13 protein-coding genes are annotated in these 15507 nt (G+C 43.9%); 11 read left to right on the top strand and 2 right to left on the bottom strand.

Features of this window, described 5'->3' with window-relative positions:
• The first annotated feature begins 1 nt into the window (after position 1).
• The 10 genes from rpoB (at position 2) to rpsJ (ending at position 11974) form a co-directional block, all read left to right on the top strand.
• The gene (gene rpoB, locus ASJ81_RS07445; RefSeq protein WP_095643932.1) at positions 2-1816 is read left to right on the top strand and encodes a DNA-directed RNA polymerase subunit B; all 1815 of its coding nucleotides are present in this window, start codon (positions 2-4) and stop codon (positions 1814-1816) included.
• A 12-nt stretch (positions 1817-1828) separates the two neighbouring features.
• Complete coding sequence (locus ASJ81_RS07440; protein ID WP_095643931.1) at positions 1829-4471, top strand: DNA-directed RNA polymerase subunit A'; 2643 nt, start codon at positions 1829-1831, stop codon at positions 4469-4471.
• On the top strand, positions 4471-5655 hold the full coding sequence (rpoA2, locus tag ASJ81_RS07435) for a DNA-directed RNA polymerase subunit A'' (protein ID WP_095643930.1): 1185 nt from the start codon (positions 4471-4473) through the stop codon (positions 5653-5655). The genes ASJ81_RS07440 and rpoA2 overlap by 1 nt, the downstream gene beginning before the upstream one ends.
• A gap of 251 nt (positions 5656-5906) precedes the next feature.
• Positions 5907-6203, top strand: coding sequence for a 50S ribosomal protein L30e (locus ASJ81_RS07430; RefSeq protein WP_095643929.1), 297 nt, complete (start codon positions 5907-5909; stop codon positions 6201-6203).
• A 20-nt stretch (positions 6204-6223) separates the two neighbouring features.
• Positions 6224-6649, top strand: a complete 426-nt coding sequence (locus ASJ81_RS07425) for a NusA-like transcription termination signal-binding factor (protein WP_048107405.1) — start codon at positions 6224-6226, stop codon at positions 6647-6649.
• Between the two features lie 104 nt (positions 6650-6753).
• Complete coding sequence (locus ASJ81_RS07420; RefSeq protein ID WP_095643928.1) at positions 6754-7182, top strand: 30S ribosomal protein S12; 429 nt, start codon at positions 6754-6756, stop codon at positions 7180-7182.
• Positions 7179-7745 (top strand): 30S ribosomal protein S7, encoded by a 567-nt coding sequence (locus ASJ81_RS07415; RefSeq protein WP_095643927.1) that lies wholly within the window; start codon positions 7179-7181, stop codon positions 7743-7745. The genes ASJ81_RS07420 and ASJ81_RS07415 overlap by 4 nt, the downstream gene beginning before the upstream one ends.
• Positions 7746-7814: 69 nt before the next feature.
• The gene (locus ASJ81_RS07410) at positions 7815-10007 is read left to right on the top strand and encodes an elongation factor EF-2 (RefSeq protein WP_095643926.1); all 2193 of its coding nucleotides are present in this window, start codon (positions 7815-7817) and stop codon (positions 10005-10007) included.
• A gap of 353 nt (positions 10008-10360) precedes the next feature.
• Positions 10361-11629, top strand: coding sequence for a translation elongation factor EF-1 subunit alpha (gene tuf / locus ASJ81_RS07405; RefSeq protein WP_095643925.1), 1269 nt, complete (start codon positions 10361-10363; stop codon positions 11627-11629).
• 36 nt (positions 11630-11665) lie between these two features.
• On the top strand, positions 11666-11974 hold the full coding sequence (gene rpsJ, locus ASJ81_RS07400) for a 30S ribosomal protein S10 (RefSeq protein WP_095643924.1): 309 nt from the start codon (positions 11666-11668) through the stop codon (positions 11972-11974).
• A gap of 974 nt (positions 11975-12948) precedes the next feature.
• On the opposite strand, the gene ASJ81_RS07395 is transcribed toward rpsJ, so the two are convergent.
• A complete protein-coding gene (locus tag ASJ81_RS07395) occupies positions 12949-13629 on the bottom strand; it encodes a hypothetical protein (RefSeq protein WP_245859895.1) in 681 nt (226 codons plus the stop codon).
• Positions 13630-13635: 6 nt separating this feature from the next.
• The gene (locus ASJ81_RS07390) at positions 13636-14190 is read right to left on the bottom strand and encodes a matrixin family metalloprotease (protein WP_095643923.1); all 555 of its coding nucleotides are present in this window, start codon (positions 14188-14190) and stop codon (positions 13636-13638) included.
• A 374-nt stretch (positions 14191-14564) separates the two neighbouring features.
• On the opposite strand from ASJ81_RS07390, the gene ASJ81_RS07385 reads away from it, so the two are divergent.
• Positions 14565-15507 (top strand): ISNCY family transposase (locus tag ASJ81_RS07385; protein ID WP_095642727.1); only part of this gene is annotated, 943 nt, incomplete at its 3' end.

The raw sequence follows: 15507 nt of genomic DNA, 5'->3' as shown, positions 1-15507 counted from the left end.
GATGACTAAAGCAAAAGTATTCATAAACGGGGAGCTTGTCGGGACCCATGATAACCCTTCTGAGCTTGCAGACGAGCTAAGAAGGATGAGGCGGCAGGGGTTCATATCCAGACAGGTCAATGTCGCTCTTAACAACAACACAAGAGAAGTAATTATAAACTCCGATATGGGCAGAGCAAGAAGACCACTTTTAGTTGTGGAGAACGGACTTCCCAGGGTAACTGAAGAGCATGTAGAGAAAATTAGGAACAAAGAAATCAACTTTGATGACCTGGTAAAAGAAGGCTGTATAGAGTATCTTGATGCCGAAGAAGAGGAAAATGCCTATATCGGACTCTATGAGGCTGACCTTACTCCAGATCACACTCACATGGAGATTGATCCTGAACTTATTTTAGGAATCTCTACCGGAATGGTTCCTTATCCTGAACATAATGCCTCTCCGCGTAATACCATGGGTGCAGCCATGATTAAGCAGTGTATCGGAGTTGCAACTGCAAACCAGAAGCTCAGACCTGATACCCGAGCCCATGTGCTCCACTATCCTCAGAGGGCAATGACCAAGACAAGAACATCGCAAGCAATAGGTTTTGACGACAGACCTGCAGGTCAGAACTTCGTTGTCGCAATCCTGTCCTATGAAGGGTATAACATTGAAGACGCCCTGATTTTCAATAATGGCTCAATAGAAAGAGGCCTCGGAAGAAGCCACTTTCTCAGAACTTTCGAAGGAGAAGAACGAAGATATCCGGGTGGGCAGGAAAATAAGTTCGAGATTCCTGACTCAGAATATCGTGGAGCACGCAGTGCAGAAGCCTATGCGAACCTGGATACGGACGGGCTTGTAAATCCAGAAACCCCGGTTGGCCCCAATGATGTGCTTATCGGAAAAACCAGTCCGCCAAGGTTCCTTGAAGAACCGTCGGACTTCGGGATTGCAGTCGAGCAGAGGAGAGAAAGCTCGATCACAATGCGGTCAAATGAAACCGGAATTGTTGACACGGTCATCTTGACAGAATCCATTAATGGGACCAGGCTTGCCAAAGTAAAGGTAAGGGATGAAAGGATTCCTGACATTGGGGACAAATTCGCCTCAAGGCACGGGCAAAAAGGAGTTATCGGCCTGAAAGTCCCGATTGCCGATATGCCTTTTACGGAATCAGGCCTTACTCCGGACCTGATGATCAACCCGCATGCAATTCCTTCCCGTATGACTGTAGGCCACGTCCTTGAAATGATTGGCGGAAAAGTAGGTTCCATGGAAGGAAGAAGAGTCAATGCAACAGCTTTCTCCGGAGAAAATGAAGAAGATCTCAGAGAAGCCCTGAAAAAGCATGGGTTTGCCCATACCGGAAAAGAAATTTTCTACGATGGAGCAACCGGCAAAATGATTCCTGCAGATGTCTTTGTTGGGGTTATTCTCTACCAGAAACTGCACCATATGGTCACTTCAAAGATGCATGCGCGGTCTCGCGGACCTGTACAGGTGCTCACCCGCCAGCCAACCGAAGGCCGAGCCAGAGAAGGTGGTCTCAGATTCGGAGAAATGGAGCGTGATGTGCTGGTAGGGCACGGAGCTGCCATGTCGCTAAAAGAAAGGCTGCTCGATGAATCGGACAAGGTTGTGGAACTTGTCTGTTCTCACTGCGGAATGATTGCAACATATGACAAGCAGCGAAATGTAGCTTTTTGCTCAACCTGTGGAGCTGACACGGATATATATCCTGTTGAGATGAGCTATGCATTCAAGTTGCTGCTGGACGAAATCAAATCTCTGGGAGTTGCTCCCAGGCTTAAACTTGAAGATGCGGTATGAGGTGAGGCAGATATGGCAAATGTACCTCCTATTCCGAAAAGAATTGCTTCTATTAAATTCGGATTACTGTCTCCAAAAGAGATCCGTAAAATGAGTTCGACCCCGATCATCACAGCTGATACTTATGATGATGACGGGTTTCCAATTGACATGGGACTTATGGACACAAGACTCGGAGTCATTGACCCCGGTCTTCGCTGCAAGACCTGTTCAGGGAGAGCAGGCGAGTGTCCTGGACACTTCGGGCATATTGAGCTTGTAGCTCCGGTAGTTCATGTTGGTTTTAATAAAGTAATCCGAAAACTACTCAGGGCAACCTGCAGGAAATGCAGCAGGCTCTTGCTTGACCCTGCACAGAAACAGCACTTTCTGGACCAGCTTATAGGCATTGAGGAAATCGGACATATGCCCGATGACATGATTAACGAGGCTTATAAGGAAGCTAGCAAAGTAAAGACCTGCCCCTACTGCAACGAGGAACAGCTGGAAATAAAATTCGAAAAACCCAGCGAGTATCTCGAAAACGGGGAGAAGTTAACCCCTACCGAGATAAGGGACCGTTTCGAGAATATCCCTGATGACGATATTCGGGTTATCGGAATGGACCCAAAGAACGCAAGGCCTGAATGGATGATCCTTACGGTCCTGCCCGTACCTCCTGTTACGGTTCGTCCTTCGATTACCCTTGAATCCGGGCAGCGCAGTGAAGACGACCTGACCCATAAACTCGTAGATATTATCAGAATTAACCAGCGCTTCCAGGAAAACAGGGAAGCTGGCGCTCCTCAGCTCATTATTGAGGACCTCTGGGAGCTCCTTCAGTACCACGTTACAACCTTCTTTGACAATTCAGTCTCAGGAATACCTCCTGCAAGACACAGGTCAGGAAGGCCATTAAAGACCCTATCCCAACGTTTGAAGGGTAAAGAAGGGCGTTTCAGAGGAAGTCTGTCAGGTAAGCGTGTTAACTTCTCTGCACGTACGGTAATCTCTCCTGACCCGAACCTGAGCATTAATGAGGTAGGGGTTCCAATGCCTATTGCACGGACCCTGACAATGCCCTCAGTAGTAACACCAAGGAATGTAGAACAGCTTAAGATTTACGTGCGTAACGGAGAGGATGTGCACCCCGGTGCAAATTACGTACTGCGTCCTGACGGCAGGCGCATAAAAGTTACAAATGTAAACAAAGACGACCTTGCAGAAAAGCTGGAATTCGGATGGGTAGTGGAACGTCAGTTAAAGGACGGAGATATTGTGCTTTTTAACAGGCAGCCATCTCTTCACAAGATGAGTATTATGGCTCATTCTGTGAAAGTACTTCCGAATAAGACCTTCAGGCTGAATCCTGCTGTATGTCCTCCATATAACGCTGACTTTGATGGGGACGAGATGAACATGCATGCCCTTCAGACCGAAGAGTCCAGGGCTGAGGCAAAAGTCCTGATGCAGGTTCAGGAAAATATTCTTTCCCCACGTTTCGGAGGTCCTATTATAGGTGGGATCCATGACCATATTTCAGGGCTTTTCCTGCTTACACGTTTTGAGAATCATATCTTAGCCGATGACGCTTACGATATGCTCCGGAAAAGCGATATTAAAGAGTTGCCTTCCCCTGCAGGGTACGATTCCGACGGAAAGCCCTACTGGACAGGAAAACAAATCTTCAGCCAGATCCTGCCCAAAAATCTTAATGCACAGTTTTCAGCCCAGGTCTGCTCGCACTGTGATACCTGTAAGAAAGAGGAGTGTCCAAACGATGCCTATGTGGTAATCCAGGACGGAGAACTCATTGCAGGTACAATAGATGAGGCGGCCATCGGAGCATTCAAAGGAAAAGTTCAGGATCGTATTATCAAGGAAATTGGCCCTGAAGCCGGAGCCCGCTTTATAGACAATATGACCATGCTTGCAGTTAGGGCTATCATGCGGACAGGCCTGAGTTTCGGAATAGCTGATGAAGATATTCCGAAAGAAGCAAGAATCCAGATCAATGAAGTCCTTAACAAAGCTGAAGATGCTGTGCAAAACCTTATCAAGTCTTACCAGAATAAAGAGCTTGAACCCCTTCCTGGAAGAACCCTTGATGAGACAATTGAAATGAGCATTATGCAGAAGCTCGGAAAAGCCAGGGACGAGACCGGTAACATAGCAGACAGCCATATGGGGCTTGAAAACTCGGCAGTTATTATGGCCCGCTCAGGGGCCAGAGGTTCCATCCTGAACCTTACTCAGATGGCAGCTTGTGTTGGCCAGCAGGCCGTGCGTGGAGAACGTATCCGCAGAGGATATGCAGGCAGGACATTACCCCATTTCCAGAAGGGAGATCTTGGTTCGGACGCCCACGGATTCGTAAAGGCAAGCTACAAGAGCGGGCTTAACCCGACTGAATATTTCTTCCACGCAATCGGTGGTAGGGAAGGTCTTGTGGACACTGCAGTCAGGACATCACAATCAGGGTACCTGCAGAGAAGGCTTGTCAATGCTCTCCAGGACCTGGAGGTCCAGTATGACCTTACAGTCAGGGATACCAGAGGCGTGCTTGTACAATTTAAATTTGGAGAAGATGGAATTAACCCTACAAAAAGCGATTTCAGCAAACCGGATACAATCCACAGGATTGTCAATTCCGTAGCAAACCGGGAGGTGGCCTGATGAGTATTAGTGAAAGTACAATCGATGGCATGATAAAAGATCTGCCTCTCCCTTCGAATATCCTTAATACTCTCAAGGAGGATGTCATCAAAGCCGGAGTAAGTAAGAAGGAAATGGAAGAGATTATAGAAAAGGTAATGGAAGAGTATCACATCTCATGCATTGAGCCCTGTGATGCTGCCGGTGTGATTGCAGCCCAGTCCATAGGGGAGCCGGGCACTCAGATGACAATGCGTACCTTCCACTACGCTGGTGTGGCTGAGATTAACGTCACTCTCGGTCTGCCCCGTCTTATCGAAATTGTGGATGCTCGAAAAATTCCGAGCACTCCTATGATGACGATTGCTCTTTCAAAAGAGAATCCTGAAGATTATGCTTACAACAGGGAGAAGACTAGAGTCCTTGCCTGGGAAATCGAAGCAACGAAAATCGACCACATTGCTGATGTGACCACTGATCTTTCCCAGATGAAATTGATAATTGACCTGCATGAGAAGGCGATGGAAGGCAGGAATATTACTATAGATCAGGTAAAAGAAAAGTTTAACGAAGAATTGAACGTAATGGTTATTATTTCCCAGGATATAGATAACCAGATTATCATTTCCCCTGGAGAACCTTCTTACAGAGAGCTTCTCCAGCTTGCAAAAAGCATCCACAACGTTACCCTGAAAGGGATAGAAGGGATTAAGCGTGTTGTAGTCCGTAAGGAAGGGGAAGAATATACTCTCTATACCGAAGGTTCGGCCCTGCGTGAAGTGCTTCAGTTCGACGGCGTGGATAAGACAAGGACAAGTACAAATAATATTAACGAAATTTATGAAGTACTTGGAATCGAAGCTGCAAGGAACGCGATTATTAAGGAAGCAACAGATACCCTGCGCGAACAGGGTCTAACTGTAGACATCCGGCATATTATGCTTGTGGCCGATCTCATGACCTGTGACGGGGAAGTAAAACAGATAGGAAGACACGGAATTTCAGGTGAAAAGGCAAGTGTCTTTGCCCGTGCAGCTTTTGAAGTTACGGTAAATCACCTGCTGGATGCAGGAATGCGCGGTGATGTGGATCAGCTCCAGGGGGTCACGGAAAACATTATCGTCGGCCAGCCTATCCGCATGGGTACCGGAGATGTGCACCTTATAAGCCGAAAAATAGAGAAAGTTGAAGCCGAGGAAGAGTGAAGGTTTGCAAAAAACCTGAAACTCAACCTATAATTATTTAAATTCGTAGCCTGATAGAAGACCATTTCAGATCAGGTATACGTTACCTTTACGAAACTTGGAAAACCCTGATGCAGAAACTTGAGTCTGCGAGGCTCATAACCAGAAAATAGATATAAGGCATCGGGTATTTTAGAGTACCATATAACCGAGCTTGGGAAATCTTTATTAGGAAAGAGACAGAGTAGACGAGCTCATTTGAGACAGAGTTGATGAAAATGAAGATCAATGTTGATAAATCTCTTATTAAAGCTGTGAAAACAGGAAAAGTAATAATTGGAGCCAACCGGACTGTGGATGCAGCAGCAGACGGATCTGCAAAAATGGTGGTCCTGGCATCAAACTGCCCCGAAGAAATTAAAAAGAAAGTTCAGGCAACAAATGTCCCTGTCCTGAAATTCGATGGCACAAGTGTAGAACTCGGGCCAGTATGTGGTAAGCCCTTTACGATTGCAGCCATGGCAATCCTCGATGTAGGAGAATCCGATATCCTGGCAGCTATAGTTTAATAGAAGGAGTTGGCAACGTCTTGGGTGAAATAAGACTTACTGCAGAAAGCATCCAGTACATTGCGTTATTTGAAAATATGACACGGGCTAAAATCCTCGATTGTATCCCTGAAGAGGAAAGGCTTGTATATGTCGTAAAACAGGGTGATATGGGACTTGCTATAGGCAGAAATGGGGAGAATATAAACCGTGTTAAAAAGACTCTGGACAAACCCATAGAACTTGTGGAATATTCCGATGAACCTGTCACCTTCCTGAAGAACGCCTTCGGACCTGTGTCCGTGAGTTCGGTAAACATTATAAACAAAAATGGCAAGCGATTAGCTTATGTAGAGGTACCCAATAAAGAGAAGGGGCTTGCCATAGGCCGCAACGGGAAGAATATTGAAAAAGTGAAGATGCTTGCCCGTCGCCATCATAATATAGAAGATGTGATCTTGCAGTAATTTAACTTAATTTACATTGATCCATTAATCCGGCGTTGAAGGACAATCTGGCATCCAGTATGCCTCTATAAAATTGAGATCAATTTTAAATTGGAGAAATTATAATGGCTAAAGGAAAATATGCAGCTAATATTCTCAAACAGACCAGGAAAGATGCCCGGTGGAAAGATTCATACTACGGTAGGCGGGTTCTTAGGCTGGATGTGAAAGCCGATCCGCTAGGTGGTGCACCGCAGGGTCGGGGTATTGTGTTAGAAAAGGTAGGAGTTGAAGCAAAGCAGCCAAACTCAGCTATCCGCAAATGCGTAAGGATCCAGCTCATCAAAAACGGGCGTCAGGTAACTGCTTTCTGTCCAGGAGACGGCGCAGTGAACTTCATTGATGAACATGATGAAGTGACCGTGGAAAGGATTGGAGGTCGCATGGGTGGCGCTATGGGTGATATTCCGGGCGTACGCTTCAAAGTAATTGCCGTAAACAACGTGTCCCTGAACCAGCTGGTCATCGGTAGATTGGAAAAGCCCAGGAGATGATTTTCTTGAAAATATTTGACAAATGGGACCCGACTGAAGTTGAAGTCAGAGACCTAGGAATTAAGCGCTATGTTGGCCTTACTCCTGTTATTGTGCCCCACAGCAGCGGGAAGCATGCCAGGCAGCAGTTTAACAAATCCGAAATTTCCATCGTGGAGCGCCTTGCAAACAACCTGATGAGGACAGAGATTAACAGCGGAAAGAAGCAGACAACCCTTCGCGCAGTTGAAGAAGCTTTCGACATCGTGAACAAGAAAACTAAGCAAAACCCTATCCAGGTGCTTGTGGATGCTATCGCTAACGCAGGCCCCAGGGAAGAAGTAGTCAGGCTCAAATACGGCGGAATCTCAGTTCCAAAAGCAGTAGACACTGCTCCTCAGAGACGTGTGGACACAGCTCTGCGCTACATCAGCATGGGAACTAAAAACGCAGCCTTCAAGTCCAAGCGTTCTGTTGCAGAATGTCTGGCAACCGAATTAATAGGCGCTGCAAACCGCGACACGAAGTCCTTCGCTATCAACAGGAAGGATGCAAAGGAAAGAGTAGCAAAGGCAGCACGTTAATCGCTTATGCGGGTTGCCTCGATATAAGAAGTTATAGATCTAGATTACATTTGTTTAAAAGGTATTAGCATGGGACGAAGGAAGAAAATGGTCGAGCGCGTAACGACGCTCATGAATGAACCGGCAAGGATAAGAAATATCGGGATTGTTGCGCACATTGACCACGGAAAAACTACATTATCGGACAACCTGTTAGCCGGTGCCGGCATGATTTCGAAGGAACTTGCAGGCAGACAGTTATTCATGGATTCCGACGAAGAGGAACAGGCAAGAGGTATCACAATCGACGCCTCTAACGTTTCCATGGTTCACACTTTTGATAATGAAGACTACCTGATTAACCTGATCGATACCCCAGGACACGTTGACTTTGGTGGGGACGTCACCCGTGCCATGAGAGCCGTGGACGGAGCTGTTGTTGTCGTGGACGCAGTAGAAGGTACAATGCCCCAGACCGAGACGGTGCTGAGGCAGGCACTCAGGGAACATGTTAGACCTGTACTTTTTGTTAACAAGGTCGACCGACTGATCAATGAGCTGCAAGTTGATTCTCAGGAAATGCAGGTCCGTCTTGGGAAAGTCATTGATCACGTGAACAAGCTCATCAAGAACATGAACCCGGAAAAGTTCAAGGCAGGCTGGAAAGTCGATGCTGCCGCCGGAACTGTTGCTTTTGGGTCAGCTCTTTACAACTGGGCAATCAGTGTGCCCATGATGAAGAAAACCGGTGTCTCTTTTAATGACGTATACGATTACTGTAAAGCTGGGGACATGAAGACTCTTGCAGAAAAATGCCCGCTGCACGAAGCTGTCCTTGACATGGTTATTCACTTCCTGCCAAACCCACTTGAAGCCCAGAAAGGCAGGGTAAAGGCAATCTGGCATGGGGACGAGAAATCTGAAATAGCAGAGTCCATGATCCATGCAAATCCAGACGGTGACCTTGCATTCATGGTAACTGACATTTCCGTTGATCCTCATGCAGGCGAAGTTGCAACAGGAAGGCTATTTAGTGGTTCTCTTACCCGTGGAATGGAAGTCTACACCTCAGGTACTGCAAAGAAGAGCAGAGTCCAGCAGGTAGGTATCTTTATGGGCCCTGAAAGGCTTGAGGTAGACAAGATTCCTGCAGGAAACATTGCCGCAGTTACCGGTTTAAAAGAAGCAATAGTGGGATCCACTGTAACAACTCTCGAAGACATGGCGCCTTTCGAAAGCATAAGGCACGTAAGCGAGCCTGTGGTGACTGTGGCTGTGGAAGCAAAGCACACCAAAGACTTGCCCAAACTAATTGAGGTGCTCAGACAGGTTGCAAAGGAAGACCCGACCCTTCAGATCACTCTTGACGAGGAAACAGGGGAACACCTGATGGCAGGCATGGGAGAACTTCACCTTGAGGTTATTGCCCACAGGATTCAAAGGGACAAGAACGTGGAAATCACCACGAGCAAGCCAATCGTCGTTTATAGGGAAACCATTAAGAAGAGGATCGATGCTGTTGAAGGGAAGTCCCCGAACAGGCACAACAGGTTTTATATCTTTGTGGAACCCCTTGACACCGAGATTGTCAGTCAGATCAAGTCCGGCGATATCAGCATGAATCTGCCTGAACTTGAACGCAGGCAAAAGCTCATGGAACTCGGGATGGATAAAGAAGAAGCAAAGGGCATTGTTGGTATTTACAATTCCAATATCTTCATTGATATGACCAAGGGTATTCAGTACCTCAATGAGACAATGGAACTTGTGCTTGATGGGTTTGAGGAAGTCATGCGTGCAGGCCCACTTACAAGGGAACCTGTGGCAAACGTTAAATGCGTGCTCGTAGATGCCAAGCTTCACGAAGACGCAATCCACAGAGGCCCAGCCCAGGTAATTCCAGCTTCAAGGCAAGCAATTCAGGCAGGCATGCTTATGGCAGACGACACCCTGCTCGAACCTTATCAGAAGGTTTTTGTTCAGGTACCCCAGCTTTTAATGGGTGGTGCAACAAAGGAACTGCAAGGCCGCCGTGGAATTATTCTTAACATGACTACGGAAGGAGACCTGGCAATTATTGAGGCTAGAGTGCCTGTAGCTGAAATGTTCGGATTTGCTGGTGAGATCAGGTCTGCGACTGAAGGACGTGCCATGTGGAGCACCGAATTCGGAGGATTTGACGTCGTGCCTACCAGTATTCAGAACGAAATTGTGGGCCAGATCAGAGAAAGGAAGGGCCTGAAGAAAGAATTGCCCAAAGCCGCTGATTACCTTTCAATGTAAGCGGAATTTTCCGCTTTTCCCTTAATATTTATATGGATATACCTATCCTCAGACAGGATAGATAAGAGCACCCGGACCGATCTGGAAGGGAGGAGTATCCCTATCGGTTCGGGTATATGGCCAATCGGAAAGCTTTAAGATAAGGTATGCCTATATTGGGGAAAGCAGTCCAGACCACTGGAAATTTAAAAAGTGGCGGTTCAAGAAGGAGTCCGGAAAGGGAAAACTGGCAATATTGATCGGACGAAATAATATAGAAAAGATGAATCAGTATTGAGATCCGCCCTAATATTAATATAGTAAATATTTGATATACGAATGAAACTCATCCAGAATTACAGGAGAATTATAATATGGCAGCTGATAAACCGCACATGAATTTAGCAGTGATTGGTCACATTGACCACGGAAAATCAACATTCGTAGGACGCTTAATGTTCGATGCAGGAGCTGTAGCTCCACATATCATCGAGAAGTTTAGAGAAGAAGCAAAGCAGAAGGGTAAAGAATCTTTCGCCTTCGCATGGGTTATGGACTCTCTTAAGGAAGAGCGTGAAAGAGGTATTACAATTGACATCGCTCACAAGAGATTCGACACAGACAAATTCTACTTCACAGTCGTAGATTGCCCAGGCCACCGTGACTTCGTAAAGAACATGATCACAGGTGCTTCCCAGGCTGACGCTGCTGTCCTTGTTGTCGCAGCTCCTGATGGTGTAATGGCCCAGACCAAGGAACACATTTTCCTTTCCAGAACCCTCGGTATTAACCAGCTGATTGTCGCAATCAACAAGATGGATGCAGTAGAATACAGCGAAGCCAGGTACAAGGAAGTCGTGGAACAGGTATCCGGTATTCTTAAAATGATCGGGTACAAGCCAAGCGAAATTCCCTTCATTCCGACCTCTGCATTCTACGGTGACAATATCGTCAAACTCAGTGACAAGACACCCTGGTACAAAGGCCCATCCATCATGGACTCCCTCAACAACCTCAAAGAACCATCAAAACCATCCAATCTTCCACTCAGGGTCCCTGTGGAAGACGCATACACCATCTCAGGTATCGGAACTGTCCCTGTAGGTAGAGTCGAAACCGGTATCATGAAAAAGGGTGACAAGATCGTCTTCATGCCAGGTGGAGCATCCGGAGAAGTTAAATCCATTGAGATGCACCACGAAGAAATTCCGCAGGCTCTCCCAGGAGACAACATTGGCTGGAACGTCCGTGGAATCGGCAAGGCCGATGTCCGCAGAGGAGACGTTTGTGGCCCTGTTGACAATCCGCCAAAGGTTGCTGACGAGTTCGTAGGACAGATTGTCGTTCTGCAGCACCCCTCCGCAATCACTGCCGGATACACCCCTGTTTTCCATGCCCACACCTCCCAGACAGCATGCCAGCTGATTTCTCTTGACAAGAAGCTGGACCCGAAGACCGGGCAGGTAAAGGAAGAAAACCCGACCTTCCTTAAGGCCGGAGACGCAGCAATCGTTACCATCAAACCAACAAAACCGATGGTTATCGAGCCAGTAAAGGAAATTCCACAGCTCGGCAGGTTCGCTATCCGTGATATGGGTATGACAATCGCCGCCGGTATGTGCATGAGTGTTAAGCAGAGATAACACTCTCCTTTTTCATTTTTTAAGGAGAAAAAAGGTATGCAGAAAGCTAGAATTAGATTGTCAGGCATCAGTCCCAAAGATCTGGACGGAGTCTGTAATCAGGTAAAATCCATTGCGGAGAGAACAGGAGTTAATATGTCAGGACCTGTTCCGCTTCCCACAAAGAAACTTGTAGTTCCTACAAGAAAAAGCCCGAGCGGAGACGGAACTGCAACCTGGGACCACTGGGAGATGCGTGTACACAAGCGTCTCATTGATATTGCAGCCGATGAAAGGGCACTTCGCCAGCTCATGAGAATCCAGGTTCCTAAAGATATAAATATCGAGATCGTACTCGAAGGATAAACGAGAGATCGAGACAGGCTACAGAAACTTTCTGTACCCGGTCTTGCAAACTTCTTTTCCATTTCTTTACTTTAGAATAGACTATTTTTCTCAGTATAAATTTATGAGGAATCTGCCGGCGGCCGTCAATCTAGACGCTCTTTCCGCCAGCGTTTCTGCAACTTTTATCTTCTTGTAAATCTGATCTTGCTTAGATAGGGTTTGCAGATATTATCCTTAATGACATCCTTTTTTACTCATAACACAATATGGCAAAGTTACCACTTATGACACCCATGAAGATAGTCAGAACTGATCGTGGAGAATTTGCAGTTTGAAACCGGTTGTAAAGCCTATACTGAGCCAGGAAGAGTGAAAAGCTCCTTCTGCTTTCACTGACACTAGATTAAAAACTATTAGAGCAAAGTTGATAAAACGAAGCTATCTTGGATATATGCTGTATGATAGGCTTCAGATAGGTATTGACAAAGACAATAGAGTCCTACAATTTGATACAGGAGCGATGAAATACACTGGCACCTAAGAAAGGACAAATTAATAAGCGTCCTTTTACTATCAATAACAAAGAATGGTTATTTTTGCTTAAAAAAATTCACAAAAACCCTGAAAAATATGGTTTAATAGAACGAAATTCAAGAATGGACAATTACTACTTACAGAATATATGCAGTTAAAAAGAAAAATTCAAGAAAAAGAAAAATTCAAGAAAAAGAAAAATTCAAGAAAGCAGTAGTCAAGAATTACTTTATAACTTTAATCTTCTATTAAATTTTTTCTTTTTGTTCGTTGTTTCAGAAAGACTAATTTTTTTCTGAGTGTTTGTATCATCCTGAAAAGTAACCTTAGAAAAAGCTTAGAAAGAAAGGTTAATTTTCTTCCTTTCATAAACTTTTCTGAAATTCTACCTTTTCAACAGTCTCACAAATTCCATGTTAACTAATCATCACAAAAATTATGTAGCCTTAAAAGGCTACTTAAACAGCTGACTTATTTTTAATTGTGCTCAGTAATTCCTCCTGACTGACAGTTTTATCCGGTCTTACAGCTTTTCCATCATCAGTTAACTTGAACTTACCTTGTACGTATCCTGTAACTACAAAATGCTCAGAATCAACATCCTTAGTGTATGGGTAAGTATCATTGGATAAATAGAGTAAAACTTCTTCACCAGGTTTGAAATTAGGTTCAATATCTGATGTCATAGTAATATTTCCAATTGTCCCACCAACCACTCTTACGGTAACTTCATTAGAAGATAACGGATTTTTAAGGTATTTATCTACACTTATTATGATATCAGTATAGATGAGTTCGCCTCGTTTGATCTTATCAGTAGATGACTTATTTATCTGTCCAGTGTTCCATTTAGGTGGAAGAATTTCCTTAACGTTACCTATTATAACAGTATCTGCGTGGTTATTTAGGTCATCGTAAGAGTATTCTTCAAGTGACCCACTCATACCAATAGTTCTTAGTTTATCGGTATCGACGTTGCTTGAGGGTTTATCTATAGTGGTTGCTTCTGAATAATCAGGTTGTTCTACTGTTTTGAGAGTATCTTGCGATGAATCAGATAGCGTTAAAAAGCCTACCATCAGCAAAGAAAATGCTCCGATCAAAATAACCCCATATTTTGCACTATTTCTGATAGTCATAGCAAATCACAGCCCTCTATAAATAGATTTGATACCATCTATGTCGTCTTTATGCAGAGAACGTTTTGAGATTTCACCTGCTGCTGTACTTTCAAACATTGTTGCATAAAGAACAATAGAATGCCCTAAGCCTAACCCATGTCCAAACTCATGAGCAGCTACACTCTCAACATCAAACTTTCCAGATTCCCCATTTGAAGCGGTAGACCAAGCCTTATTACTATTAAATTCTATGTAAAAACTGTTATATACATCGCCAGTAGCGTCATAATGGGTTGTTGCTAATATAGAATTATTCGAGAGCGGTGTATAGTACAGTATATTATCGGATGCAGCAGCCCAAGAATAATAGAAAACTGTACCAGCATTAGTCCATGCATTAGCAGCATTATTGAAAGAAGTTGTCCAAGTGCTTGGAATTGAAGAATCTTTGTGCATAGTAGCATGTCCAGAATGCCAATAAAATCCTTTGACTGAGTATGCCGATGCCGGAGCTGTCATATTTACGAGAAATATAATTAAAAATAGCGTTCCTATTAACAGTCTCTTACCATGTTTCATATTTTAACTCCTGTATATTTTACCCAGGAGGCAGAAACAGGCAAGCTTAAATATACGCAAAGCTAACTTAATCCTGCCTCATAGGGTATTGTTTCATGGGGTTTGAGTTCCCTGGAAAGTACTTTCAAACTCCATAAACTACTTATTATTAATTCTTTATAACTTTTGTGTCCAGGTTCTCTAACAATGCAATTTTCAAGCAGATTTTGGGCAGGGACCACTCTCTAATATTTTTATTGTTTAATATTTTGGTCATAAATTATTTATTTGAATGTGTGCCGACTCAGTTTCAAAATCTAGTGATGAAAGTAAGTGTAACATCACTACATAAATTTATAATTCTCTAATTATGTAATGATGTTACGGCAAAAACAATGGTAATTATAAATCTTACTCTTAATAACTTATCGGAACTCCCTGCTCTCTCATACCTTTTTGATAGTTATAGCAATGATTACGAATATACCACAAGAGGAATTTTTCGTAGAAAAATTCCTCCAGCCTGCCCTATTTGCAGTGCTCCTATGGTTCATAACGGCTATAATCTATACATCAAAAAAGGTCTTGGAAAAATCAGCATTGGTCGATACAAATGCCAAAATTGTGGTAGTACAGACGAAGAAGATCATAGTTTTTGGGAAGGTCTGAAAACTTTACTTTTTGATTCATTTAATAATTTTTTCCAGGTGCTCAGATACCATAAAGTTTCTTATGATGGAATTTCTGATATAATGAGCTTCATATTTCCAAGATCAAGAAGCACTATTTTTAGAACATTCAACAAAGAAATGGAACAGGAAAATGTTCCAATTTTAGAAAATGTACATATGGTGCACTATGACGAACAGCATCCAAAAGAGGGACGTTGTCAGAAATACCGTTTAACATTACTGGATGCAAAAACTCAAAGAACAATAGCAGATGAACTTTTTGAGGATAAAAGTTCAGAAACCATCAAAACGTTTCTACGAAAAAATCTAGATACATCAGAACCTGTGTTTATTGTTACGGATTTTGATAAGAGATACCCAGATATTTTAAAGGAAGTTTTTGGGGATAAGTTAGTGCATCAATACTGTTTGATGCACTTAAACAAGCTTATAGTTAGCGATTTTCCGAAGAAAACAACAATTGAACAGGAACTATTAAAATACAGGTTATTGAATATATTTTACAATCGTGAAAATGAGATTAAATTCCTGGAAAAAATTCTATCTGAAGAACTTAACGTAATTATGAATGAAGAAAAGCATCAAGAATGGAGTATAAAGGCAAAAAAGGAATTTAACCGATTTAGATATAAATTGAAGCTAGAAA

This window comes from Methanosarcina spelaei, from assembly GCF_002287235.1.
Lineage (GTDB): Archaea > Halobacteriota > Methanosarcinia > Methanosarcinales > Methanosarcinaceae > Methanosarcina > Methanosarcina spelaei.
This window is presented reverse-complemented; position numbering and strand designations above follow the sequence as displayed.

Bases quoted from the DNA above. Each gene is read 5' to 3' on its own strand.
- rpoB (WP_095643932.1), top strand. From the start codon at position 2: ATGACTAAAGCAAAAGTATTCATAAACGGGGAGCTTGTCGGGACCCAT.
- ASJ81_RS07440 (WP_095643931.1), top strand. From the start codon at position 1,829: ATGGCAAATGTACCTCCTATTCCGAAAAGAATTGCTTCTATTAAATTC.
- rpoA2 (WP_095643930.1), top strand. From the start codon at position 4,471: ATGAGTATTAGTGAAAGTACAATCGATGGCATGATAAAAGATCTGCCT.
- ASJ81_RS07430 (WP_095643929.1), top strand. From the start codon at position 5,907: ATGAAAATGAAGATCAATGTTGATAAATCTCTTATTAAAGCTGTGAAA.
- ASJ81_RS07420 (WP_095643928.1), top strand. From the start codon at position 6,754: ATGGCTAAAGGAAAATATGCAGCTAATATTCTCAAACAGACCAGGAAA.
- ASJ81_RS07415 (WP_095643927.1), top strand. From the start codon at position 7,179: ATGATTTTCTTGAAAATATTTGACAAATGGGACCCGACTGAAGTTGAA.
- ASJ81_RS07410 (WP_095643926.1), top strand. From the start codon at position 7,815: ATGGGACGAAGGAAGAAAATGGTCGAGCGCGTAACGACGCTCATGAAT.
- tuf (WP_095643925.1), top strand. From the start codon at position 10,361: ATGGCAGCTGATAAACCGCACATGAATTTAGCAGTGATTGGTCACATT.
- rpsJ (WP_095643924.1), top strand. From the start codon at position 11,666: ATGCAGAAAGCTAGAATTAGATTGTCAGGCATCAGTCCCAAAGATCTG.
- ASJ81_RS07395 (WP_245859895.1), bottom strand. From the start codon at position 13,629: ATGACTATCAGAAATAGTGCAAAATATGGGGTTATTTTGATCGGAGCA.
- ASJ81_RS07390 (WP_095643923.1), bottom strand. From the start codon at position 14,190: ATGAAACATGGTAAGAGACTGTTAATAGGAACGCTATTTTTAATTATA.